This window comes from Streptomyces sp. NPDC002588 (assembly GCF_040295925.1).
Lineage (GTDB): Bacteria > Actinomycetota > Actinomycetes > Streptomycetales > Streptomycetaceae > Streptomyces.
In genome coordinates this window covers 88,831-112,544 of record NZ_JBEOWF010000009.1, presented here as the reverse complement: position 1 = coordinate 112,544, position 23,714 = coordinate 88,831, and the positions used below count along the sequence as shown (strand labels likewise).

The following is a 23,714-nucleotide window of genomic DNA, read 5'->3' as shown; positions in this document are numbered from 1 at the left end:
CCATGGCGATGGTCGACACCGGCTCCGTCCGGTTGCACGTACAGCGGATCGGCCCCGGTCAGGGCCGGCCGGCCACCGCCACCGTGGTGCTGGTGCACGGTCTGCTCACCGACAGCCTGGCCAGCTACTACTTCACCGTCGCCCCGGCGTTCGCGGCCGCCGGCCTGGACGTCGTCATGTACGACCTGCGCGGGCACGGCCGCAGCGGGCGCCCCGCCGACGGCTACACCCTGGACCACAACATCGACGACCTGGAGGCGCTCCTCGGCCTGCTGGGGGTGCGCGGGCCGGTGCACCTGGTCGGCAACTCCTACGGCGGCACGGTCGCGTTCGGCTACGCGGCCCGCCATCCGGGGCGCGTCGCCAGCCTCTCCCTCCTCGAGTCCGAACCGGCCACCCCCGCCTGGGCGGTGAAGCTGGACGACATCCTGGGCCGGGTGGTGCGGCAGCTCGCCCACAGCGAGTCCGAGACCATCGACTGGATCGCCGCCCACCGCGGCCGGCACACCGCCCGCCTCGCCAAGGGCGCGGCCCGTCTGGTGCGCGGGACCACACTCGCCCGGGACATCCCCGCCAGCAGGGTGCTGACGGAGGATCAGATCGCGTCGGTGGGCTGCCCGGTGCTGGGCGTGTACGGCGGCGACTCCGACCTGGCCGAGCAGGCGCCCTGGCTCGAGGCGGTGCTGCCGGACTGCCGGACGGTGGTCGTTCCCGGGCATGAGCACTCGATCCTGGTGGAGGCGTCGGGGACGGTCGGCGGGCACGTCCTGACCCTCGTCGAGCACGCCGGACGGGTGGGCGCGGAGGCGGCCGGGTGAGCCGGTTCCTGTTCGTGGTACCGCCGTTGGTCGGGCACATCAACCCGACCGTGGGAGTCGCCGCCGAGCTGTCCGCGCGGGGGCACGAGGTGGCGTGGGTGTGCCCCGAGCCCGAACTGGCCGGACGGCTGGCGGGCCCCGGGGCCGGTGCGGTGTTCGCGTGCGCCGGGGCCGTCCGGGGCGAGCGGCCCGCCGAGCTGCGCGGCCCCGAGGCGCTGAGGTTCCTGTGGGAGTGGTACCTCCTGCCGCTGGCCGAGGCGATGGCACCGGGTGTGCGGGCGGCCGTGGCGGAGTTCCGGCCGGATGTCGTGGTCAGCGACCAGCAGGCCTTCGCCGGGGCGTTCACCGCCGAGCGGCTGGGCCTGCCGTGGGCGACCTCGGCGACCACCTCTGCCGAGTTCACCGATCCGCTGGCCGGGCTGCCCAGGGTGCGGGAGTGGGTGGACGAGCGGCTCGGCCGGCTCCGTCTCGCCATCGGGGATCCCGCCCGGAGCGGTGACCCCCGCTTCTCCCCGCATCTCGTGCTCGCCTTCAGCACACCGGAGCTCGCGGGGGCCGCCGAGGGGGTCCGGTGGGTCGGCCCGTCGATCGCCGCCCGCCCGTCCTCCGCCGGTTTCCCCTGGGAGTGGCTCGACCCCGGCCGTTCGCCCGTGCTGGTCACGCTCGGCACCGCCAACACGGATGTCGGCGGCCGGTTCCTCGACGTGTGCCGTGCGGCGCTGCGGGAACGCGCCGACCGGGTGCAGGCCGTGATCGTCGATCCGGGCGGCACGCTGGACGGCGACGGCGACGGCGTGGACAAGGACGTACTGATCACCCGTTCCGTGCCCCAGCTCGCCCTGCTGGAGAAGGGGCTCGGCGCGGTGATCTGCCATGCCGGGCACAACAGCGTGTGCGAGGCACTGTGGTTCGGGACGCCGCTGGTCGTCGCGCCCATCCGCGACGACCAGCCGGTGGTGGCCGGGCAGGTGGTGGACGCGGGCGCCGGGCTGCGGGTGCGGTTCGGCCGGGTCACGGCACCGAAGCTGGGTGCGGCGCTGGACGCCGTACTGCACGAGCCCGGGTACCGCGCGGCGGCCGGGCGGATCCGTACCGCACTGCGCGCCGCGGGCGGCGCCCCGGCCGCGGCGGACCATCTCGACGAGCTGGCGAGGGAGTTCGGATGAGCGACGAGAGCAGGCCGGGCGAGCGGATCGCACGGCTGCGGCCCGCCTACCAGGCCGACATCGCCGTCGGCCTGGACCGCTTCTTCGAGCCGCGGCGCACGACCTGCCCGTGGTGCGGCGGCGGCGCCCTCAGCACCCGGCTGCGCACCACCGATCTGCTGCAGCACAAGCCGGGCCGGTTCGTGCTGGACCGCTGCGAGGGCTGCGGGCACACCTTCCAGAACCCCCGGCTGAGCGCGGCGGGACTGGAGTTCTACTACCGGGACTTCTACGACGGTCTGGGCGAGAAGAAGCTCGGGGACACCTTCGGCGGGCGGACGAAGGCGTACCGGGGGCGGGCCGAGTCGATGCTCCCGCACGATCCGCGGCCGAAGACCTGGCTGGACGTCGGTACCGGGCACGGGCATTTCTGCGCGGCCGCGCGGGACGTGCTGCCGGCGACGACGTTCGACGGGCTCGACTTCACCGACGGGGTCGAACTCGCCGAGCGCGAGGGCCGGGTGGAGCGCGGCCACCGCGGCTCCTTCCCCGACCTGGCGCCCGAACTGGCCGGCCGCTACGACGTGGTGAGCATGTTCCACTACCTGGAGCACTCCACCGATCCCGACCGCGAACTGCGGGCGGCGCGGGAGGCGGTGCGGCCGGGCGGGCATCTGCTCATCGAGGTGCCCGACCCCGAGAGCCGCTACGCCCGGCTGCTCGGCCGCTGGTGGCTGCCGTGGCTGCAGCCGCAGCACCTGCACCTCGTGCCCGTGGGCAATCTGCGGGACCGGCTGACGGAGCTGGGTTTCACGGTGGTCGCGGAGCAGCACGCCGAGCCGCACGATCCGGTGGATCTGCTGGCCGCGGTATGGCTCGCGCTGGACCACGTGGCGCCGCGCGAGGACGCGCCGTGGCTGACCGGCCCGCCGGGTGCCGCGCGCCGCGCTCTGCGGGCCGCGCTGCTGATCGCCGGGATCCCCGCGCTGATCGCGGGCACCCTGCTGGACCGGTTCGCGGTCCGGCCGTTCTCCCACCGGCTGGGGGTGTCGAACGCGTACCGGCTCGTCGCCCGGCGCGACTGACCGGTGACCGAAGGGTGTGCAGGTGGGTTTCCACGTGCTAGCTTCGGACCCGCTGAATCATCAGGATTCCTGGCGGTTGAAGGTTCAGGTACGGCTCGGAGAACGGAACGCGCATGTCCCTTCTGGCCAGACCGGCGGTGGCCGCCCGCGCCGCCCGGACGATGCAGGGGCTCACCCGGCTGGCGAGCCGCCGGCCGGGCGGCTCCGGCTCCACGGCCGCCTGGCAGGCCCGGCTCCCCGAGTACCCGCGCGACACCAGGGCGCTGACGGTCCCGACGACGGTCGCCCCGGCCCCGGTCACGGTGTACCTGCCGCCGGGCGGGACGGCGACCCGGCCGCCGGTGCACGTCAACTTCCACGGCGGCGGCTACGTCGTGTCGATGCCGGAGATCGACGACGCGCTGTGCCGGTTCCTCGCCGCCGAGGCGGGGGTGGTCGTGGTCAACGTGAAGTACGTCGTCGCCCCGCAGCACCCGTTCCCGGCCCCGCCGGCCCAGGCGTACGAGGTGGTGTCCTGGGTGGCGGAACACGGGGCGGAGCAGGGCTGGGACGGCGGACGGCTCACCGTCGGCGGGCAGAGCGCCGGCGGCGGCCTCACCGCGGCCGTGGCCCGGCAGGCCCTGGAGCGGGGCGGCCCGCGCATCGCGCTCCAGGTGCTGCACTATCCGCCGCTGGACCTCGCCACCGGAGCCAAGGACAAGGCCAGGGACACGAAGCCCGGCGCCGCCAAACCCGTGCTGCGGCCCTGGATGGCGGCGGTCTTCGACACCTCGTACGTGCCGGACCCGCGCGAGCGCGCCCACCCGCTCGTCTCCCCCGCGCACCCCTCCGACACCGCCGATCTGACGGGCATCGCGCCGGCGCTGGTGATCACGGCCGAACACGACCTGCTGCGGGCCGAGGCGACCCGCTACGCGGAGCGGCTGCGCACGGCCGGCGCGCTCGTCGAACACCACGAGGTCGCCGGCGCCGACCACGGCTACGACACGAACGACGACGAGAAGGCCCGCACCGGCTACGCCCTGATGGCCCGTCACATCCGGGGGGCCACCGCGCCCGACGCCTCCTGAGGGACGCCGGGCGCCGAGGTCCTGCCGGGAGCCGCTGTTCCCCTATTCGGCGGCTTCCGGCAGGGCGACCCCCAGTCTCCCGGCGCGCTCGACCAGCTCTCGCCACACCTTCGGCGCCACCGGGATGCCCTTCTCGCCGCGCCCCGCGGCCACGGCCGCACTGCGCTCACCGGGGTAGAACACGCCCTCCGCGCCGTCCGCCGCCGGCAGCCCCTTCAAGGTGCCGAGGGTTTCGTCGACGGCCTCGGTGAAGGCGTCCGCGCCGCCGAACGCGGCCGGGTCGACGGCGATCAGCAGGGCGTTCTGCCGGTGCTTGCGGCCCGCCGGGTCGTCCGAGTGGAACGAGGCGAAGATCGGCGCGCCGACGAGGACGCTGGTCAGCAGCTCGAACGCGAGGGACATCCCGGAGCCCTTCGCACCGCCCAGCGGCAGCGGCATGACCGCCCGCTCCGGGTCGGTGGTCGGGGTGCCGTCCTCGGTGGCGGCCGCCCCCTCGGGCAGCGGGGTGCCGCTCGCCTTCGCCTGGCGGATCTTCCCCAGGGCGATGGTGGCGGTGGCCATGTCGAGCAGCAGCGGTGCGTGCCGCCGCGCCGGTACGGCGACGGCGAGCGGGCTGGTCGCGACCGCCGCGCCCTTGACGCCCGTGTAGCCCATGTTCGGCATGCCGGCGACGAAGCCGATGCCGACCAGGCCCTGGTCGGCGATCCGTGACACGTAGTAGCCGATGGCACCGGTGTGCACCGTGCGCCGCACGCCCACGGCCGCGACACCGGTGGTCCTCGCCCGGCGCACGGCCTCGTCGGCGGCCGCGGACAGGGCGACCGGCCCGGGCGCGCGGTCGGCGTCCAGGACGGCGGCGGCCGGCGCCGCGGACTCGACGACGATCCGGGCGTCGGCGTTGGCGACGCCCTTCTCGAGCAGGTCGAGATAGGCGGGGACGCGGGCGATGCCGTGCGAGTCGACGCCGCGCTGTGCGGCCCAGACGAACACGTCGGCGGTGGTGCGGGCCTGCCCGGCGCTCAGGCCGCCCTTCTCGAGGAGGGCCGCGGAGAAGGCGCGCAGGTCCGCCGCGGGCACCAGGACCTTCGAAGACGGGGTGGACATCAGAGGGTGCCTCCTGGTTCAGCGGGTGACGAGGACGTCGACGACGGCGGTGGTTCCCTCCGCCACCGCCTTCAGGGCGCGCTGCAGCGCGGGCCCCAGCGCGTCCGGTGTGTCGACGGTCTCGGTGTGCATCCCGAACGGCTCGGCGAAGGCGGCCAGTCGGGGCAGCCGGTGCAGATCGGTGCCGAGCCACTCGCCGGTCTCGGCGGCCGCGCCGTCGGGGTAGAAGCGGCGGTGGTTGAGGTTCATCGACTTGTAGACGCGGTTGTTGAACACCACGATCAGCAGCGGGAGTTCGTACGCCCTGGAGGCGTCGTACGACGGGACGACCGGGTTGTAGGCGAACGCGCCGTCGCCGATGGTGAGGACCACCGGCCGCTCCCGTGCGGCGAGTTTGACGCCGAGGGCGACCGCCATGCCCTGACCGAGGCCGCCCTGCACGTAGAAGTACGAGTCGGGCTCGGCGGTCCGCAGATGACGCTTGACGACCCGGCTGTGGGTGATGGTCTCGTCGACGACGATCGCGTCCTGCCCGTCGAGCAGCTCCCGCAGGGTGGCGGCGACCAGCACGGGGTCGATGCCCTCGGACCGCCCCGCCTCGGCCTCGGCCTCCGTCAGGGCGGCCTGCTCACCGGCGAACCGGGCCTCCTGGGCCTTGCGCCGCGCGGTGACGACGCCCTCGTCCAGATCCCTGGCCCGCTTGGTCAGCTGGCGCAGGGTGTTGGCGACGTCGCCCTCCAGGTACCGGTCGGCGAACAGCACCTGGTAGACGACGTGCGGACGCTGCGGTACCTCGTCGATGACGACGACCCGCGCCTTCGAAGGGCGGCGGGACGGCGGGTAGAAGGGGGCACGGCAGTTGACCAGCAGGATCAGGTCCGCCGTGTCCATCCAGGGGCCGATGTCGCTGCCGGCGTGCAGCGGGTGGGTGCGCGGGAAGTTGCCGCACACCGCCGAGTCCGGCTCGACGACCGGGATGTTCCACGCCTCGGCGAAGGCGACCAGGGCCTCGAAGCCGCCAGCCTCCCGGCCGGCCGTCTCGGTGACGATCACCGGGTCGGCGGCCTCGCGGATCAGCTGCGCGACCGGGTCGACCTCCTCGGGCGAGCTGTGTGTGGAGCCCGGCGCGACGACCGGCCTGGCCTCCCGCCCGTCCCACTCCTGGAGGAGGATCTCGAGGGGGACGTTGAGGTACGCGGGTCCGGCCGGGGCGCGCCAGGACAGCTCTGCCGCCCGGGTGATCATGGTGGGCAGCGTGTGCACGCTCGCCGCCTCGGTGGACCACTTGGTGAAGGGCTGGGCGACGCCGTGCGGGCCGCCCACGATCGACAGGTTGCGGTACCACTGGCCGCCCGGGTCGTGCCCGGGGGCGTCGCCGTAGGTGGTCGACTCCGAGGAGGCGACCACCATCGGCACGCCCGCGAGCAGCGCGCCGTGCACGGCCATCGAGCCCTGCAGCAGTCCGGGGGCGGCGTGCAGCAGCACGCCCTGGGGGCGGCGCCTGAGCAGTCCGTAGCCGGTGGCCATGCCGACGGCGACGGTCTCGTGGGTCAGGTCCAGATATCCGGGCGCGGGCTCGCCGTCGCGACGGCGGCGGGCGAGGGACTCCCACACCGGGGCCCACTCGGAGCCCGAGGAGCAGAAGACGTAGTCGGCGCCGACGGCGTTGAAGGCGGCTACGAAGGCATCACCGCCGTCGGCACCGGGCGCGTTGGTGCTGTCGGTCATCTCTCGGTGTCCTCAGCCCTCGATCGGCCAGTTCAGGACCTCGGAGATACCGCGGCCCATGATCCACTCGAGCTCCTCGGGCGTGAAGTCCCAGTGCTTGGTGAACTGCTCGATGGTGTCGGTGTACGTGATGCCGTGGCCCAGCAGCCGTGTGATGTCCGTGCCGTAGAAGCAGCGCTGCGGGCCCATCTTGTCGACCATCTCGCGCACGTACTTCTGGATGTTGTTGTTCGGGAAGGGCTGCGTGGAGTAGCCCGGGAGCGCGGAGACCTTGACATGGATGTTGGGGTGGACGGCCAGGTCGGCGGTCTCCGACACCCAGTAGCCGATCGCGTCGTCGACGCAGCGGGCCATGATGCCCATGTGGTCGATGATGATCTTCAGCTCGGGGTGCTTCTCGGCGATCTGGCCGAGCTCACGCTTCCAGATCGGGGCGTGGACCATCGTCGGGATGCGCAGTTCCTCGGCGACCGGCCAGTACCAGTCGTTGGTGCCGTCGATCATCCAGTTGCGGTCGATCGGCCGGTGGAAGGTCAGGCGCGTGCCCTTGACGTGCGGGTTCTGCGCGAAGTCCTGGAGCATGGCCTTGCCCTCTTCGGGCTTGTTCTGCGGGATGCGCGCCATGATGCCGAAGCGGTCCGGATGCGCCTCGCAGGCCTCGAGGGCGTAGTCGATGCGGTCGCCCTCCCAGGACGGCGGCAGGATCAGCGCACGGTTCACGCCGGCCTCGTCCATCAGCTCGAGTGCCTCCTCGTAGGAGAAGGGGTCCTCGCGGTGGCCGTTGAGCCGGATCCGCTCGCGGGCGCCGGGGACCCAGGGCCGGTCCGGGGTCTCTTCCAGCCAGATGTGGATCTGTGTGTCGACGACGAACATGTCCCGTACTTCTCTCTCTCGGCAGGGCACGTGGTGGGGCGTTGCGGAGGGAACGCTAGGCGGGCGGAACTTCGTGCGCAGCCCCCCGGAGCGCAAGCTGTTGTTGCGTGAAATCGAGCGTTGAGCAGGGCGGTTTCACGTGGTGGAACCGGGCTCGAACACGGCTGCGGCGATGTGCTCGGCGATCGCCATGGAGGCGGTCGCCGCCGGCGAGGGGGCGTTGCGGACGGCGGTGACGCGGCCCGACCGGTGGATGCGGAAGTCGTCGACCAGGGTGCCGTCGCGGTCCAGGGCCTGGGCGCGCACACCGGCTCCGCCGCGTACGACGTCGCGGACGCCGACTCCGGGGACGTACAGCCCGGCGTCCTTCATGAAGGCGGCCGTGGAGAACGAGCCGCGGTACTCCCTGACGCCGGTGCGCCAGTGCCGGGCGGCCATCCTCCAGGTGCCGGGGTAGGCGGCGAGGCCGAGGAGGTCGCGGGGCGAGACCCTGGTCCGGGTGTAGCCCTCCCTGGCCAGGGCCAGCACCGCGTTCGGACCGACCTCGACGGAACCGTCGACACGGGGCGTGAAGTGGACGCCGAGGAAGGGGTAGCGCGGGTCCGGGACCGGGTAGATCAGGCCGCGCACGAGGTTCGTGCGCTCCGGTCTGAGCAGCATGTACTCGCCCCGGAAGGGCACGATCCGCGGCTCCTTCCGGTCCCGGGCGAGTTGCGCCACGGTGTCGGACTGCAGACCCGCGCACAGGATCAGCCGGTCGACCCGGACCCGCTCCTGTCCCGACGTCACCTCGATGCCGCCGGGCACCTCGGTGACGCCGGTGACCGGGAAGCCGAGCCGGACCTCGCCGCCGGAGTCGACGACGTCCTGGGCGAAGGCGCGGGCGATCGCCGGGTAGTCGGTGATCGCGGTCCGCGGGGAGTGCAGGGCGGCGATCCCGCCGGCGTGCGGTTCCAGCTCCCGGATCTCCTCCCGGGGGATCCTCCGCAGGTCGGGCACGTGGTTGTTCCCTGCCCGCTCGTAGAGGGCGTCCATCCGGCCCAGTTCGTCCTCGCGGACGGCCACGACCAGCTTGCCGATCTCCCGGTACGGCAGCGCTCGGTCCTGGCAGTACTCGCGCAGCAGGGCCACCCCCCGCACGCACAGGTCGGCCTTGAGGCTGCCGGGCGTGTAGTAGATGCCGGCGTGGACGACGCCCGAGTTGTGGCCGGTCTGGTGGAGGGAGACCGCCGGCTCCTTGTCGAGGACCACCACCCGGGTGCCGGGGCGGCTCAGCGCGATCTCGCGGGCCGTGGCCAGGCCCACGATGCCGGCGCCCACGATGCCGACCGTCTCGTCAGTCATCGGCGTGCTCCTTGCTCGTCATGTGCTCAGTCACCGAAGTGCACGGCGACCGTCTTGACCCGCGTGGAGAACCGCAGGACTTCCTCACCCTGCTCCTTGTAGCCGGTCCCGGAGTCGCGGAAGCCCCCGAACGGCAGATGGACGTCCCACCCGGTGGTGGTCGTGTTCACCGCGACCTGCCCGCACTCGGCCTCGTCCGCGAACCGGTACGCGCGGCCGAGGTCGCGGGTGAAGACGGCGGCGGCGAGCCCGAAGTCCGAGTCGTTGACCGCTTCGACGGCCGCGTCGAAGCCGTCCACCGCGCGCAGCGCGAGCACCGGTCCGAAGACCTCCTCGCGCCAGACGGCCGTCTCGGGCGTGACATCGCCGAGGACGGTGGGCTGCACATAGCAGCCGTTCGCCCGCTCGCCCCGGGTGTCGGCCCGGCCTCCGGTGAGGACGGTGGCGCCCTGCTCGACGGCCCCGGCCAGGTCGGCGAGCACGCTGTCGCGCTGCTTCGGGCTCGACAGCGGGCACAGGGTGGTCGCCGGATCGCTGCCGGGGCCGACCCGCAGCGCCTCCACCTCGGCGACCAGCAGCCGGGTGAACTCCTCGTACACCGGCCGGTCGACGATCACCCGGCTGGTGGCGGTGCAGCGCTGGCCCGCCTGCCCGAACGAGGCCGCGACGACGGCCTTCGCGGCGGCCGGCAGATCGGCGTCCGCCAGGACGACCGAGGCGTTCTTGCCGCCCAGCTCCCCCTGGAAGCGGACGTTTCGGTCGGCGAGCCGGCGGCGGATGCGGGCTCCGACGGCGTTGGAGCCGGTGAAGGTGATGCCGGCGATCCGCGGGTCGTCGAGGAGGGCCTCCTCGATCTCCGTCGTCCGCCCGGTGACGACGTTCAGCACACCGGGCGGCAGGCCCGCGTCGTGCAGGGCCCGCGCGAAGTGCAGGCCCGCGAGCGGTGTCTCGGTGGCCGGCTTGAACACGGCCGCGTTCCCGGCCGCGAGCAGCGGGGCGAGCTTGCGGGCCGGGGTGATCAGCGGGTCGTTCCACGGGCTGATCACCAGGATCACCCCGATCGGCTCGCGCTGGGTGTGCGTACGGTGCCGCGGGCGTACGTCGTGCAGGAGGGTGCCGTAGCCCTGGCGGGCGAGACCGGCGTAGTACTCCAGGAAGTCGGCGGCCTTGAGGGTCTCCCCGGTCGCCTCCCCGAGGGTCTTGCCGTTCTCGGCGGTGACGTCGGCGGCGATCTCGTCGACCCGCTCGCGGATCAGCCGGGCCGCGTCGATGAAGACCCTGGCCCGCTCGAAGGGGCTGGTGCGCCGCCAGAGTGCGAACCCTCGCTCGGCGTGGTCGTAGGCCCGGGTCACGTCCTTGGCCGTGAGGGCCGGGACGCGGGCGATCGGGCTGCGGACGTCGGCGGGGTCGAGCACGTCGATCCACTCGGCGCTCGCCGCCCACTCCCCGCCCAGGAGGGTTTCCACGGTACGCATGTCGGGGTCACTTCCTTCGTCGGGCACAGTGCGGAATGCGACAACACACCACGTCGGGGCGGTGGCGCCAGCCCCGTGACAGCAGGCATTGGTTGCGCCTCGCGCGGGCCGGTGCCGGACCGGTCCGTGCTGGAATCACCGGGCGGACCCGATCCGAGGACACAAGGAGACACGGACATGGCCTACGCAGTCGTCGCCCACTACCGCTGCGACCCCGCCGACGAGGCGACCGTGCGCGCCGCGCTGCTCGAGGCACGCGCGCGCACCCGCGCCGAACCCGCCAACGAGGGGTACGAGGTGCACGCCGTGGCGGAGGAGCCCGGCGGCTTCCTGCTGTACGAGCGGTACACGGACCGGGCCGGGTTCGAGGCGCACAAGGCGGCCGAGCACTTTCATGAGCTGATCGTGGACACGGTGTGGCCGCTGCTGACGGACCGCTCGGTCACCTTCGCCGAGGTGCTGTGACGTCGACGTGCGGTGACGTGACGGAAGGGGCCGGACGCGTGTCCGGCCCCTTCTCTCAGAACTCGTTGCCCCAGACGTACCGGGCGACGGTCTCCACCAGCACGATCTTGCGTCGCTGGTCCTCCGCGCTCAGCAACGGCCGCGACGCCACGTCGGCGAACCCGCGCGACGGCGAGACGGCCGCGTCCTCCAGGTCCTTGAACTCGCCGACCGCGTCGATACGGGCCATCACCGTGTCGATGTCCTCCGGTCCGGGCACGGTCGCGTCGGCCACGCCCAGGCACACGTCGCGGTCCTCCGGGAGCGCCCTGACCAGGTCCAGTTCGGCGCCGGTGCCCTGGTCGAGGGGCAGGATCCAGCGGTCGGCGCCGACCGTGGTGTAGAGCCGTTCGGCGCGGGCCCGGTCCACGGCCGCCGGGGCCCGCCATCCGGGCGCGACGCCGATGCGTACGCCCTCGGGCCGCCCGTCCAGCCGTACCGCCAGGCTGTCGACCGCGAGCGCGTCCTCGAAGGACAGCGCGCCCGGGTCGGCCGGGTCGGTGCCCAGCTGGCCCAGCAGGAGCGGGTTGGAGAGCTGGATGAGCCGGACGCCCTTCGACACCAGCAGCTCGATCTCCGCCTGGACGATCTCGGCCAGGGCCTCGCCCAGTTCACGGGCCGAGGACACGCCCTGGCCGGGCTGGAAGGTGGTCGCGGCGAGATACGCCGGGGAGGGCAGCGACGCCTTCGGCGCGATCACCGTGAGCTCGGCGAGCCGGGCCGTCCAGTCGGCGAGCAGTGGGCCGTTCGCCTTGGGAAGGGCCTCGGCGACCCAGCGGACCAGACCGTCCGCGTCCGTCTCCCCGGTACGGCGGAACCCGGAGACGCCGTCCAGGACGGCGCTGCGGAAGTCCTCTCGCGGGAAGTCGCCGTCGGTGACGACGGTGGAGCGCAGCCTGCGCTGGTAGGCCACCGCCTCCCGGACCGCCGCGGCCACGGCCTCGGGATCACGGGTGTCGAGTCCGGCGGGGCGGACCAGACTGCCGTGGTGGTCGATGCGGTAGTTGAACGTGTCCGCCATGGGTCACGCGTCCTTTCCGGTGCCGGCCGGCCCGCCCGCGACGCCCCAGGCGGCGAACTCCAGTTCGTAGCCGAGGGATTCGAGGACCTCGTCGGCGATCCGCTGGTCCTCGTCGGCGGTGCCGCCGGCGATGCCGAGGCCGCCGATGATCTCGCCGTCCTTCTTGATGGTGACGCTGCCCTCGGCGGCCATGATCGGCAGGGCGGCGCCGGGCAGCTGGGAGAGCTGGGAGAAGAAGACGGGCTGGCTCTCCTGCCACTTCTTCAGCATCTTGCCGGGCCGCTGCATGACGGCGGCGGTGTACGCCTTGGCACGGGCGATGTCCGGGGTGAGGGGGCGGGCCCCGTCCGGGCGGCGGATGGCGACGGGGAAGCCGCCGGCGTCCACGACGGCCACGCTCACCGCCTTGCCGATGGCCTGGGCGCGTTTGTGGGCGGCCTCGATGATCTCCTCGGCGGCGGCCAGGGTCAGGCTGGTCATACGGCGTCCTTCGGTGCGGTGAGCGTGCGGCGCAGGTGGGCGATCGCGGCGTTGTAGGGTGCCGGCGTCTCCCAGTACATGGAGTGCGGGGCGCCCGGGACGATCTCCAGGTGGGAGCCGGGGAGCAGTTCGTGGGCGCGGGTGACCGTCCTGACGCTCAGCACGGCGTCCTTCTCGCCCGCCAGGAAGGCGACCCTGACACCCGAGGCCTGGATCCCCTCCAGGGAGGGTCCGTCGGTGTCGAGGTTGCGCAGGTCGGCCATCTTCGCGACGTTGAACGTGCCCATCTGCTGGAACAGGAAGGTGAGATCGGCCCGCTCCTGCTGGAACCGCCGGGTCAACAGGCGGTCGATGACGGGAAGTCTGACGGCCTCGGCGCGGTCGGCGGCGGCCAGCTCCTTCAGTTCCGGATGGCTGATGCCGCCCAGGGAGTGGCCGAGGACGACCGAGGAGACCCGCTCGGGGCGCAGCAGACCGGCCCGCAGGGCGGCCACCGAGCCGATGGACTGGCCCACCAGCATGACGTCGGTGAGGTCCTCCTGGTCGAGGACGGCGACGACGTCACCGGGGAAGTCCTGGCCGTCGAACTCCGGCATGGAAGAGTCGGACTTGCCAAAGCCGCGGAGATCGAGGGTGACGACGGTGAACTCCTCGCGCAGCGCGGCGACCTGCTGCCACCAGGCGGCGTGGTGACCGCCGCTGCCGTGCACGAAGAGGATCGCCGGACCGGTGCCGTGGCGCTCGTAGTAGATGGAGGTGCCGTCGGAGTCGGCAATGGGCATGGGGGTGAACTCCTCAGCGACAGCGGTCAGTCGGGGCGCCTGGCGTGGTGGACCAGCTCGATCATGGTGTGGTCGGGGTCGTGGATGTAGCAGAACTTCGACTGGTTCTCGGGGCGTTGGATCGGCCGGGTGTGCCGGATGCCCAGCTCCCTGAGGTGGTCGAGGAAGTCGTCCCAGTCGTCGACCTCCACGGCGAAGTGGTAGGGCGCCATGCGCTCCATCTCCTCGACCGGGGTGAAGTGCAGGTCGAAGTTGCCGCGGGTCATCAGCACCACCCGGGTGTTGGACTTGGGCGTGATGCGCTTCATCCCGAAGACCTTGGTGTACCAGGCGGCCGTGCGATCGGGGTCGGTGGTGGGGAAGTTGACGTGGTGGATGTAGCGGGGTTCCGCGCTCATGAGTGGTGGTTCCCTTCGAGGTGTACGGGGTTGGACAGCACACCGATGCCGCTGATCTCGACCTCCACGGTGTCGCCCGGTTCGATTCCGCAGGTGGACTCCGCGCCCATCCACAGCACGTCACCGGGGCTGAGGGTGATGTACCGGGAGATCTCGACGAGGTGGTCGAAGGGGTCGAAGACCATGTCGCCGGTGGGGAACGAGGCACGCTCCGCACCGTTGACCCGCAAGGTGGTCCGCTGGGCCAGCGCGTCGACGTCGGTCTCGATCCACGGCCCCATGGGCTTGAAGGTGTCGCTGTTCTTGCTGCGCCAGAACGAGCGGTCCTGGTGCTGCCAGGTGCGGGCGCTGACGTCGTTGCCGATGGTCCAGCCGAAGACCGCCTCGGCCGCCTCCTCACGTGTGGCATGCCTGAGGGTGCGGCCGACGACGGCGACGAGTTCGGGTTCGGCCTCGAACCGTCCCTCCACGTCCGCCGGTCTGACGATCGGCGAGAGGTGGCCGGTGAGGGCGTTGTTGGCGCGGTAGCCGGCCTCGGGCCGGTCCGGGACCGCCGCACCGGCATGCTCGATGTGGCGCGGGTAGTTGAAGCCGACGGCGTAGAAGACGGGCGGCACGACCGGCGGCAGCCAGACGGCCGTGTCGCGCCGTACGCTGCCGACGACCTGCGGATCCCCCTCGATCGGCGAGCCGGACAGCAGCTCGACCTCGGACTCCCCCACCCGTCCCCACATCGCCCGGCCGCCGGCCGAGACACGCGCGTACCTCATGGCGCCAGCAGGTGGGAGACGCGCTTGGTGACCAGGTAGGCGTCCAGCGCCTCGGGCCCGCCCTCCCGGCCGTAGCCGCTGTCCTTGACGCCGCCGGAGGGCGCCTCGTGCACGGAGCCGCCGCAGTGGTTGATCGACAGGATCCCGGCCTCCAGGCGGGCCGACAGTTTCTCGGCGGTCGCGGCGGAGTCGGTGAAGCCGTAGGCGGCCAGCCCGTACGGCAGCGCGTTGGCGACGGCGAGGGCCTCGTCGAGGTCGGTGAAGGGCACGATCGGCGCGATCGGCCCGAACGGCTCCTCGGTCAGCAGTTCCGCGTCCTCGGGTACGTCGGTCAGGACCGTCGGCGTGAAGAAGTAGCCGGGGCGGTCCGGCCGTTCCCCGCCGGTGAGGACCTTCGCGCCGCGCGCGACGGCGTCGGCGGTGAGCCGTTCCAGGGACTTCAGCCGGCGCTCGTTGGCGAGCGGGCCCATGGTGGTGCCCTCGGCTAGTCCGTCGCCGACGACGACCGCCTCGGCGGCCCGTACGAACTCGGCGGTGAACTCCTCCACCAGGCTCTGGTGGACCAGGAAGCGGCTCGGCGAGGTGCAGACCTGCCCGGCGTTGACGAACTTCGCCCGCGCCGCCCTGCGCGCGGCCTTCACGGGGTCGGCGTCCGCGCAGACGATCACCGGGGCGTGGCCGCCCAGCTCCATCAGCGAGGGCTTCATGACCTCGCCCGCCCGGGCCGCGAGCAGCTTGCCGACGGGCACCGAGCCGGTGAAGGCGACCAGCCGGATCACCGGCGAGGCGATGAGGTGGGCGGAGACCTCGGCGGGCTCGCCGAAGACGAGGTTCAGCACTCCGGCCGGGAGCCCCGCGTCCACGAAGCACTTCACGAGCGCGGCGGCCGTGGCGGGGGTCTCCTCCGAGGCCTTGATGACGATCGAGCAGCCGGCCGAGAGCGCCGAGGAGATCTTGCGCATCGGGCCGCCCGCCGGGAAGTTCCACGGGACGAACGCCGCGACCGGGCCGACCGGCTCGCGGCGCACCGTGAGCAGCGTGCCCGGCGCCGAGGGGATGATGCGGCCGTAGGCGCGGCGGGCGTCGTCGGCGTGCCAGCGCAGGGTGTCGGCGACCCGGCGGGCCTCGCCGACGGCCTCCGCGAGGGGTTTGCCCTGCTCCAGGGTCATGATCCGGCCGACCTCGGCGGCGCGCTCGGTCAGCAGGCCGGCGGCGGCGTGCAGGATCGCGGTGCGCTCGGCGACCGGCGTGGCGCGCCACACCTCGAAGCCCGCGGCGGCGGCTCCCAGCGCGCGGTCCAGGTCGGCGGTGGTGGCCAGGGGTACCTCTCCGATCACCTCCTCGGTGGCCGGGTTCACGATCGGGGCGGTACGGCCGGTGCCGCCCTGGCACCACTCGCCCGCGATGTGGAGGCGGACGGCGGGGTAGCCGTGGTCGGTGGTCATGGGTGGGTGCCCTCTCAGGAATTCAGGAGGCCGGGCCGTCCTGCTGGTCGCGATTGGTGCGCAGGGCCCAGATGTGGTGCGGCGGGGTCGTCTCGTGGACGCGGGTCTCGTAGGAGTCGTCGACCCGGTCCATGTCGGCGGCGTACTCGACGCGGCCGCCGCACGGGGCGTGCAGGAAGCGGAAGACGTTGGAGCCGACGGTGTGCCGGCCGAGCCGGCGGGCCTCCCGCCAGCCCCTCTCGATCATGAAGTTGCCGCCCTCGACGACGTCGTCGAAGCCGGGCACCTCGTAGGCGATGTGGTTGACGCCGACGCGGTCGGGGCGGTGGCAGAGCAGCAGGGTGTGCTGGTCGTCGTCGCCCGGGGCCTGCATGAACACGCCCATCGGCCCGACGACGTCGGTGGGGCGGAAGCCGAGCAGGCCGGTGTAGAAGGCGACGGCCTCGTCCTTGCCGTCCACGGCGATGTTCAGCGCCACATGGCACATCCGCAGCGGGTACGCGCGGGTGAGCGGCTCCAGCGCGGTGTTCCAGCGGTTGACGCTGCCCGGGGCGTTGGCGGGCCGGGGCTCGACGGCCGCCTTCTTCGTCCGGGCGAGGGCGAGGCCCACCCCGAATCCGCTGCGGTCGACGGTGTGGAAGACCCCGTCGGCGCTCTCGCGCACCGGGTGCTCACGGGCCACGGCGGTCACCAGCCGCCGGAGTTCCTCGCCGGTGTCGACGCCCCAGACGACCTCACGCAGTGTGGGGCCCTCCTCGACGGGCGGCGGCAGCAGGGGACCCGGATCGGTGTCGAGGTGCAGGGTCTGCCCGGTGAGCGTCTCGAACACCGCGTGTTCCCCGGTCCGCTCCACCAGGAGCAGTCCGAAGTCGTCGAAGAACCGGACGCACGCGTCGAGGTCGTCCATGCCGTAGGTGACCGATTCGATTCTCTGGATTCCCATGGATTCCTCGTTTCCGGGTCGCCTGGTGAGCCTAGGTTCGGGCGTGGGAGGGCCTCAACGGCCCGAGCTCCCCCGAATGCGCAATCGTTTCTTGCGGTTACGGCCGCATCGCGGGAATGGGGTTCTGCGCGAACCACGCGGAGAGGAAGTCCAGGAACACGCTGATCTTGCGCGGGGTGTCCTGCCCGGGGCCGTAGATCGCGTACAGCGGCCGGTCGGGTACGGCGAGTTCCGGCAGCAGCACCCGCAGCCGTCCGGCGACGAGGTCGTCGTAGGCCGGGCGCTGCGGCAGCAGGGCGATGCCCCGGCCGTGCACCGCGGCCTTCTGCAGGGCCAGGTAGGAGTTGGAGGAGAAGGCGATGTTGCGGATCTTGTGCAGGGTGCTGGCGTGACCGTGGCCGATGCGCCACACCGGGTCGTTGACGTGCACCAGGCATTCGCGGTGGGCGATGTCGTTCGGGTGGTCGAGGGCGCCCTGGCGCCTGACGTAGTCCTCGGACGCGCACAGCACGAACGGCAGCGAGGAGATCTTCTTCAGCCGGACGGAGGAGTCCCGCAGATCCCGGGTATGGAAAGCCACGTCGAATCCGCTGTCGAGGAAATCGTAGGTGCGGTCGGACATTCCGCCGAGTTCGAAACGGACCTGGATTTTGGGATGCGCCGCGGAAAACGCGGCGATGGCGTCACCGAGGTCCAGACTGCCTATCCATTTCGGACAGATGATGCTGAGTGTGCCCTCCGCCCGGTCGTGGGAGTCGGCGAGCGCCGCGTCCTGGGCCTCGATCTCGTCGAGGATGCGGGCGGCGAACTCCGCGTACCGCTGCCCCGGCTCGGTGAGGCTCACCGAGCGGGCGGTGCGGTTGACCAGGCGGACCCCCACCTGGCGTTCCAGCTCCGCCACATGCCGTGAGACCAGTGATCCGGAGGAGCCCAGCTTCTTGGCGGCTCCGTTGAAACTTCCGGCCTGTGCCACGGTCACGAAGCTGTGCATCAGCAGCAAGCGGTCCATGCGTCCTTCTCACTTCGTGCAGTACGTCTCACCTCGGGCATCGCCGGGGTGCTTCACCCGCGTCGTCCTTGGTCATCAACACAAGAGGAATGTCGGCAATTCTGTCAACCTTCTTGCCGCCAGGCAGTCCGGCCCAGGCTCCTGATGACGCCCCGGACGCGCGGGACCGGCGTCAGGACACCCGTCCGTAGCCGCGGATGTCCGGGAAGGGGGGCTCCCTGTCGGCCTGGAGGTCCACCTGGAAGGTGTTCAGGCACATGCCGAGCATGGTGAAGTTGCCGAGCGCGCCGATGGTGTCGACGAGTCCCTTGGGGCCGAAGTGCGCCAGCGCGGCCGCGAAGGTCTCGTCGGTGACGAAGTGCTCGTCGAGGATCTCCCGGCAGAACCGGTAGAACGCCTGGTCGGCCTCGTCGTCGAAGACGGCTTCGCGCTTCTCGGCGATGGCCTTCACCGCGGCCTCGGGAATGCCGGCCTCGATCGCCTGCCGCACATGCGCGTTCCAGGAGTACTGCGCGTCCCAGTTGCGGGCGGCCATCAGCAGCGTCAGCTCGCGCAGGTGTTCGGGGAGGCTGCAGTCGAAGCGGGCGAAGGCGCCGAGGGACTCCGCGCGCTCGCACATCTCGGGGCTGTGCAGCCAGACCCGGAAGGGACCGCGGACGGCGCCGCGGCGGCCGGCGATCCGGGCGGCCAGCTCCTGCTGGCGCGCGTCCATTTCCTCTTCGCTGAGAACGGGGAGCCTCATGGAGCCGTTACCTGCCTTCTCTCTCCGGCGCGTCACGGGCACTGGTCGTGCGGCCGTGCGGTGCCAGGTGAAGGTACAGCCGGTCCGCAGCGGCTCACCCTCCTCGGAGTGCAAGGTAAAACTGCACGCCGGAGGGCCCCCTTTCGTGCGGGGGCGACCTAACGTCGTACGGCATGACCACCATCATCAAGGCCGCGTCCGTGCCGCTGCTCGACCGCGGCGGCGCGGTCGTGACGACCCCGCTCATCACCACCCCGTCGGCGAACGGGGAGAACCGGATCACCAGCGGGATGAGCGTCTATCCGGTCGGTTCCGGAGCTCCCCTGCACTCGCACAACTGCGACGAGCACGTCACGGTCCTGGAGGGCGAGGCGGAGGTGTGGGTGGACGGCGAGGTGACGAAGCTGGAGCGGTACGACACCACGTACATCCCCTCCCCGATCCCGCACCTGTTCCGCAACATCGGCGACGTCCCGCTGCGCATCCTGTGGGTGTACTCCTCGGGCCACGTCACCCGTACCTTCACCGAGACCGGCAGGACGGTGGAACACCTGTCGGCGGAGGACCAGATGGGCAGCGACGACTAAGGGCTGCGGGTCCCGGTGGGGTGGCTCAGCGGACCTCCGCGGTGACCGCCTCCGCGACGACCTCGGCCACGGCCGCCGGCTGGTCCACCAGGACCGCGTGCCCCGCGTCGGGCACGGACACCAGCCGGAGGTGCGGGCAGGCCTCCAGTCCGCGCCGCTCGTCGTCCGTCAGTCCGATCTCGTCGTGGTCGCCGCGCACCACCCAGGCCGGGACACCGGCCTCGCCCAGCCGGCGGACCAGGTCGGGATAGCGGTCCAGGTACGCGTAGTAGCGCCGTACGATCCGGCGGCAGGTCGCCGGATCGTTGCCGCTCATCGCCGCCGCCAGCGCCTCCGCGCGCCGCGGCGGCAGTTCGCGTCTCATCGCCCGGGGCAGCAGCCCCAGCATGCCGGCCCAGACCGCGGCGCCGAGCCCCGGCACCCGGCCCACGGAGTTCAGCACGGCCAGGGACTTCATCTCGTCGCCGCGGGAGAAGGCAGGCGACAGCAGCACCAGCGGCCCCCGGAACAGGCCCAGGGCGGCCATCTCGAGCGCCACGTTCGCGCCCAGGCTGTGCCCCACGACGACGTCACAGCCGGCCTCGGCGGCGAAGTCCGCCATCAGCCGGGCGTAGTGCTCCATGGACACGTCCTCGGGCGCCTCGGTGCCGCCGAACCCCGGCAGGGCCGCGGCGACCATCCCGAGGCCCGCCACCGCCGGCTCGGCCATGACGTCCGCGTAGAACTCGGTCGTGCACAGGGCCCCCGGGATCATCAGCACCCGGTGCGCGGCATCCGCCGGCCCCGCCCGCCGCACCTCCCAACGCTCACCCATACAACGAGCGTGACCCGGCACCTCGCCGCCCGCACCCGGAGCGGCCCCGCCCCCTTCCCGCGCTCGGCGGTCAGTGGGCGGCGACCAGCTGCCGGTCGTCGGCCCGGGGCGACCGCTTCGCGGTGCGCAGGGCCGCGATCCCGATGAAGACCATGGACGACACCCCGGCGAGCGCGAAGGCGGTGAAGCCCAGGTCGCCGTCACCCCCGGCGAGCAGCCGGCCGCCGAGCCACGGGCCGAACACGGCGCCGAAGCGGCCCATGCCGGAGGTCCAGCCGACGGCGGTGGCACGGTTGTCGGCGTCGGAGCGGATCGACACCGTCGCGTAGATCATCGTCTGGGCGCTGTTGAGGAAGACGCCGGTGAGGAAGACGACGACCATCGTGACGCCGGTGGGCATGTGCACGCTGAGCAGATAGACGCCGGCGGCGGTCAGCGCGAACCAGATCGCCGAGATGCGCGGGGCGCCGAAGCGGTCCGCGGCGCGGCCGGCGGCCAGCATGCCCACGATGCCGCCGAGGTTGAAGACGACGACGAAGGTCAGGGCGCCGGCGAGCGCGTAGCCCTCGGCGCGCATCAGGGTCGGCAGCCAGGTGGCGACGCCGTAGACGAGCAGCAGACCGCCGAAGGAGGCCAGCCAGTACAGCAGGGTCTGGATCCATTCGCCGCCGCGGAAGAGGTTCGCGAGGGCGTCCCAGCGGTCCCCGGCGGTCTTGCGGCCGGTCTTCACCGCGGGCAGCTCGACGTCGTAGCGGGTGGCGAGCGCGCCCGCCTCCTCGGTGCGGCCCTTGGCGACCAGGAAGCTCAGCGACTCGGGCAGGAACGCCATGACCGGCGCGAACAGCAGCGGCAGCACGCAGACCCAGAACGCGGCCCGCCAGCCGACCGGGTCCACCAGCCACTTGGCGACGTACGCGGAGAGGATGCCGCCCGCGTGGTGGGCGGTCATCAGCAGACCGATGACGATCGCGCCGCGGCCGCGCGGGGCGTAGTCGCAGACCATGCTGATCGCGGTGGGCAGCAGACCGCCGAGACCGACGCCCGCGAGGGTCCGGCCGAGGCCGAAGACCTCGACGCCGCCCGCGGTCGCGCACACGCCGGAGGCGAGCGAGAAGAGCACCACGCAGGAGACCAGCAGCTTCTTGCGTCCGATCCGGTCGGCCACGGTGCCCGCGGTGAGCGCGCCGACCAGCATGCCGAAGGTGGCGTAGCTGCCGAGGTCGCCGGCCTGGTCCGGGGTGAGGCCGAAGGTCCTGGTCTCCAGCAGGTGCGGGAGCACCGAGCCGTAGATGAACATGTCGAGGCCGTCGAAGAGGACGGCCAGCCAGCACAGACCGACGACCAGCAGGGCCAGTCTGCTGGCGCGCGGCGGCAGAGCGCGGGAGGAGGACATCTTTGTTTTCCTCTCGTCCAGGAGGGGTGCACTGGAGGGGACGTGGTGCGCAAACGCCAGGAAGCCCCCGAGCTGAGCGTCAACGTTTTCGTCAACAATCTAATCGGCAATTCAGGGGCTCCCGGACGCCGCGTGCCGGGAGCCGGCTCGGCTAGCCGACGGGCGGAGTGCCGTGCGTGTGGAACGACTCGATGGTCTTCAGGCCCCAGGCCTGCCCCTTCTTGCGCTCCTCCTCGGTCCAGGTGACGAGCGGCCAGTCCGGCGCCAGGACGAGCCGCGTGAGCGGGTTGCACAGTTCGATGCGGTTGCCGCCGGGCTCGTAGACGTACAGGAAGAACGTCTGCTGGATGGCGTGTTTGTGCGGGCCCGTCTCGATGAACACACCCGTGTCGATGGCCAGGTCGGCGGCCCGCAGGATGTCCTCGCGGGTGTCGGTCGCGAAGGCGATGTGGTGCAGTCGCCCGGCGCTCCCCGTCCAGTCCGAGGTGTAGACGACGTCGTACGACTTGTTCGTGTAGGTCAGCCAGCGCGCCGCGATCGTCCCGCTGTCGAGCCGGATCTGCTCGGTGGGCCGGGCGCCCAGCACCCGTTCCTGGAACTCGGCGCACGCGAGCACGTCGGCGGCGAGGAAGTTGACGTGGTCCAGTCGCCGTACGCCCACACCCCGGTTGGGCTTGGCCTGGGGCTGGTTCTTCAGCGCGGGCCTGAGCTCCTCGGGGGCCCGGTAGTGCTCGCTCTCCCAGTACAGGGCGTGCTCGTGGCCGTCCGGGTCGTGGGTGACGTACAGCTTGCCGAGGCCCGGTTCGTCCTCCACCCAGGTGCCGGTGCCGCCCGCCGCCTCGACCGCTTCGACCCGGCGGTGGAGGGCCTCCTCGCTGGAGGTGCGCAGGGCCAGCCGGCCGAGGCCGGGCCGCTCGCGGGCGGTGAGGACGAGGCTGTGGTGCTCGTAGTCGTCGAAGGTCCGCAGATGGACGGTGTCACCGTCCTCGCCGCACACCGTGAGGCCGAGGTAGTCGGTGAAGAAGGCGACACTGGCGTCCAGGTCCGGGGTGAAGAGCTGGACGTGCCCGATGTGGGCGATGTCGCCGAGCGGCGGGGTCATCGTCGACCTCCAAGGGTCTGCGGGGGGATCGGCGCCGTCTCGGCGGACCGGGGGAAGACCGTGCCGTCGAAGATCTTGCGGGCCGTGCGGACCACGGCGGTGCGACGCGCGGAGGGCAGGCCGTCGGGGGCGGTGCCGACACTGCTTTCGATGTCCAGGAATCCGGTGGGATGTTCTATGCGAATGCGGTCGCTTCCGGTCGTCAGTTGTGCGATCTCCGCCCCCACACTGCCTTCGATCCGCAGGCCGGCGGCGACGCCGGCCGCGCCGAGGACACCTATGGAGGGGTGGCAGCGGACGGGGATGAAGGTGCGGGTGGTGACCGCGCCGCCGATCCGGGGCGGGGCGAGCAGGGTGAGCTTGGGGACCGTGGTGGCGGAGACGTCACCGAGGCCCATCAGCCGGCCGGCCGCCAGGCGGATCGTGCGCAGGCGGTCGGCGAGGACCACGTCCTCCTCCAGGTCCCGGGGCGACTCGTAGCCGGTGGTGTGGAGGGCGGTGGCGGCGATCAGCACCGTCGGCATGCCGTTGTCCACACAGGTCACGGGGACGCCGTCGACGACGTCGCGGACTTTCCCGGTGGGCAGCAGCGGTCCGGCGCCCGGCGGGAACTCGATGACGACGGGCGCGGCCGACCCCGGCACACCCGCGATCTCGGCGTCTCCGGTGTAGCGCACCCGGCCGCCCGGCGTGGGAAAGGTCGCCGTCGCGTAGTCGCCGGTGTTGACCATCCGGATCCGGACGGCGGTCTCCGTCTCCCCCGCCGGCACGAGTCCGCGCTCCACGGCGAACGGCCCGATCCCGGCGAGGATGTTCCCGCAGTTCTGACGGTCGCTCACCTCGGGCCGGTCCACGGCGACCTGGAGGAACAGATAGTCGACGTCGGCCCGGGGATCGGCCGACCGGGACACCACCGCGACCTTGCTGGTGAGCGGGTGCGCCCCGCCCAGGCCGTCGATCTGGCGGTCGTCCGGGCTGCCCATGAGGCGCAGCAACAGCTCGTCGCGCAGGGCGGGTTGCGCGGGGAGGTCGTCGGCGAGGAAGTAGGCGCCCTTGGAGGTGCCGCCCCGCATCAGCAGACA

General features: G+C 72.2%; 24 protein-coding genes. 6 read left to right on the top strand and 18 right to left on the bottom strand.

All coding sequences use genetic code 11. The annotated features are described in order from the left end of the window. The first annotated feature begins 2 nt into the window (after positions 1-2). From ABT057_RS12585 to ABT057_RS12570, 4 genes are all read left to right on the top strand, one after another. Positions 3-818, top strand: a complete 816-nt coding sequence (locus ABT057_RS12585; RefSeq protein WP_352342691.1) for an alpha/beta fold hydrolase — start codon at positions 3-5, stop codon at positions 816-818. Beyond that, entirely contained in the window at positions 815-1,984 is a 1,170-nt protein-coding gene (locus ABT057_RS12580; protein WP_352342689.1) for a glycosyltransferase, read from the top strand. The genes ABT057_RS12585 and ABT057_RS12580 overlap by 4 nt, the downstream gene beginning before the upstream one ends. Then, positions 1,981-3,048 carry a class I SAM-dependent methyltransferase gene (locus ABT057_RS12575; RefSeq protein WP_352342688.1) on the top strand — a complete coding sequence of 356 codons (1,068 nt, stop codon included), beginning with the start codon at positions 1,981-1,983 and terminating at the stop codon, positions 3,046-3,048. Before ABT057_RS12580 ends, ABT057_RS12575 begins: the two co-directional genes overlap by 4 nt. Before the next feature lie 113 nt (positions 3,049-3,161). Continuing rightward, positions 3,162-4,118 (top strand): alpha/beta hydrolase, encoded by a 957-nt coding sequence (locus tag ABT057_RS12570; RefSeq protein WP_352342686.1) that lies wholly within the window; start codon positions 3,162-3,164, stop codon positions 4,116-4,118. 42 nt (positions 4,119-4,160) lie between these two features. Here the strand turns inward: ABT057_RS12570 and ABT057_RS12565 are convergent, their stop codons facing one another. The 5 genes from ABT057_RS12565 to ABT057_RS12545 form a co-directional block, all read right to left on the bottom strand. Continuing rightward, positions 4,161-5,222: an Ldh family oxidoreductase gene (locus ABT057_RS12565; RefSeq protein WP_352342685.1), complete on the bottom strand. Its 1,062-nt coding sequence runs from the start codon at positions 5,220-5,222 to the stop codon at positions 4,161-4,163. Positions 5,223-5,240: 18 nt separating this feature from the next. Further along, positions 5,241-6,950: a thiamine pyrophosphate-dependent enzyme gene (locus ABT057_RS12560; protein ID WP_352342683.1), complete on the bottom strand. Its 1,710-nt coding sequence runs from the start codon at positions 6,948-6,950 to the stop codon at positions 5,241-5,243. Positions 6,951-6,962: 12 nt separating this feature from the next. Beyond that, entirely contained in the window at positions 6,963-7,823 is an 861-nt protein-coding gene (locus tag ABT057_RS12555; RefSeq protein WP_352342682.1) for an amidohydrolase family protein, read from the bottom strand. 135 nt (positions 7,824-7,958) lie between these two features. Continuing rightward, on the bottom strand, positions 7,959-9,167 hold the full coding sequence (gene lhgD, locus ABT057_RS12550) for an L-2-hydroxyglutarate dehydrogenase (protein ID WP_352342681.1): 1,209 nt from the start codon (positions 9,165-9,167) through the stop codon (positions 7,959-7,961). 26 nt (positions 9,168-9,193) lie between these two features. Next, complete coding sequence (locus ABT057_RS12545; protein ID WP_352342680.1) at positions 9,194-10,642, bottom strand: aldehyde dehydrogenase family protein; 1,449 nt, start codon at positions 10,640-10,642, stop codon at positions 9,194-9,196. A gap of 177 nt (positions 10,643-10,819) precedes the next feature. On the opposite strand from ABT057_RS12545, the gene ABT057_RS12540 reads away from it, so the two are divergent. After that, a complete protein-coding gene (locus ABT057_RS12540) occupies positions 10,820-11,107 on the top strand; it encodes a putative quinol monooxygenase (RefSeq protein WP_352342679.1) in 288 nt (95 codons plus the stop codon). Positions 11,108-11,162: 55 nt separating this feature from the next. On the opposite strand, the gene ABT057_RS12535 is transcribed toward ABT057_RS12540, so the two are convergent. The 9 genes from ABT057_RS12535 to ABT057_RS12495 all read right to left on the bottom strand — a co-directional run bounded on the left by ABT057_RS12535 (position 11,163) and on the right by ABT057_RS12495 (position 18,706). After that, the gene (locus tag ABT057_RS12535) at positions 11,163-12,167 is read right to left on the bottom strand and encodes a methionine synthase II (cobalamin-independent)-like protein (RefSeq protein WP_352342678.1); all 1,005 of its coding nucleotides are present in this window, start codon (positions 12,165-12,167) and stop codon (positions 11,163-11,165) included. A 3-nt stretch (positions 12,168-12,170) separates the two neighbouring features. Then, positions 12,171-12,647, bottom strand: a complete 477-nt coding sequence (locus ABT057_RS12530) for a GlcG/HbpS family heme-binding protein (protein WP_352342677.1) — start codon at positions 12,645-12,647, stop codon at positions 12,171-12,173. Further along, positions 12,644-13,429 carry an alpha/beta fold hydrolase gene (locus ABT057_RS12525; RefSeq protein ID WP_352342676.1) on the bottom strand — a complete coding sequence of 262 codons (786 nt, stop codon included), beginning with the start codon at positions 13,427-13,429 and terminating at the stop codon, positions 12,644-12,646. The genes ABT057_RS12530 and ABT057_RS12525 overlap by 4 nt, the downstream gene beginning before the upstream one ends. 26 nt (positions 13,430-13,455) lie before the next feature. Further along, a complete protein-coding gene (locus ABT057_RS12520; protein WP_352342675.1) occupies positions 13,456-13,827 on the bottom strand; it encodes a VOC family protein in 372 nt (123 codons plus the stop codon). Next, positions 13,824-14,597 carry a fumarylacetoacetate hydrolase family protein gene (locus tag ABT057_RS12515; RefSeq protein WP_352342674.1) on the bottom strand — a complete coding sequence of 258 codons (774 nt, stop codon included), beginning with the start codon at positions 14,595-14,597 and terminating at the stop codon, positions 13,824-13,826. Before ABT057_RS12515 ends, ABT057_RS12520 begins: the two co-directional genes overlap by 4 nt. After that, on the bottom strand, positions 14,594-16,042 hold the full coding sequence (locus tag ABT057_RS12510; RefSeq protein ID WP_352342672.1) for an NAD-dependent succinate-semialdehyde dehydrogenase: 1,449 nt from the start codon (positions 16,040-16,042) through the stop codon (positions 14,594-14,596). The genes ABT057_RS12515 and ABT057_RS12510 overlap by 4 nt, the downstream gene beginning before the upstream one ends. Before the next feature lie 22 nt (positions 16,043-16,064). Beyond that, positions 16,065-16,985, bottom strand: a complete 921-nt coding sequence (locus ABT057_RS12505) for a VOC family protein (protein WP_352342670.1) — start codon at positions 16,983-16,985, stop codon at positions 16,065-16,067. 97 nt (positions 16,986-17,082) lie between these two features. Continuing rightward, a complete protein-coding gene (locus ABT057_RS12500) occupies positions 17,083-17,994 on the bottom strand; it encodes a LysR family transcriptional regulator (protein ID WP_352342668.1) in 912 nt (303 codons plus the stop codon). A gap of 172 nt (positions 17,995-18,166) precedes the next feature. Next, the gene (locus tag ABT057_RS12495) at positions 18,167-18,706 is read right to left on the bottom strand and encodes a carboxymuconolactone decarboxylase family protein (RefSeq protein WP_352342865.1); all 540 of its coding nucleotides are present in this window, start codon (positions 18,704-18,706) and stop codon (positions 18,167-18,169) included. A gap of 203 nt (positions 18,707-18,909) precedes the next feature. Between ABT057_RS12495 and ABT057_RS12490 the strand changes: the two genes are divergently transcribed. Then, a complete protein-coding gene (locus ABT057_RS12490; RefSeq protein ID WP_352342666.1) occupies positions 18,910-19,323 on the top strand; it encodes a cupin domain-containing protein in 414 nt (137 codons plus the stop codon). A gap of 25 nt (positions 19,324-19,348) precedes the next feature. Here the strand turns inward: ABT057_RS12490 and ABT057_RS12485 are convergent, their stop codons facing one another. From ABT057_RS12485 to ABT057_RS12470, 4 genes are all read right to left on the bottom strand, one after another. Then, on the bottom strand, positions 19,349-20,137 hold the full coding sequence (locus ABT057_RS12485; protein ID WP_352342664.1) for an alpha/beta fold hydrolase: 789 nt from the start codon (positions 20,135-20,137) through the stop codon (positions 19,349-19,351). 70 nt (positions 20,138-20,207) lie between these two features. Then, positions 20,208-21,530: an MFS transporter gene (locus ABT057_RS12480; RefSeq protein ID WP_352342662.1), complete on the bottom strand. Its 1,323-nt coding sequence runs from the start codon at positions 21,528-21,530 to the stop codon at positions 20,208-20,210. A 151-nt stretch (positions 21,531-21,681) separates the two neighbouring features. Then, a complete protein-coding gene (locus ABT057_RS12475; protein WP_352342660.1) occupies positions 21,682-22,632 on the bottom strand; it encodes a VOC family protein in 951 nt (316 codons plus the stop codon). Further along, a complete protein-coding gene (locus tag ABT057_RS12470) occupies positions 22,629-23,705 on the bottom strand; it encodes a 4-oxalomesaconate tautomerase (RefSeq protein WP_502973879.1) in 1,077 nt (358 codons plus the stop codon). The genes ABT057_RS12475 and ABT057_RS12470 overlap by 4 nt, the downstream gene beginning before the upstream one ends. Between the last annotated feature and the right edge of the window lie 9 nt (positions 23,706-23,714).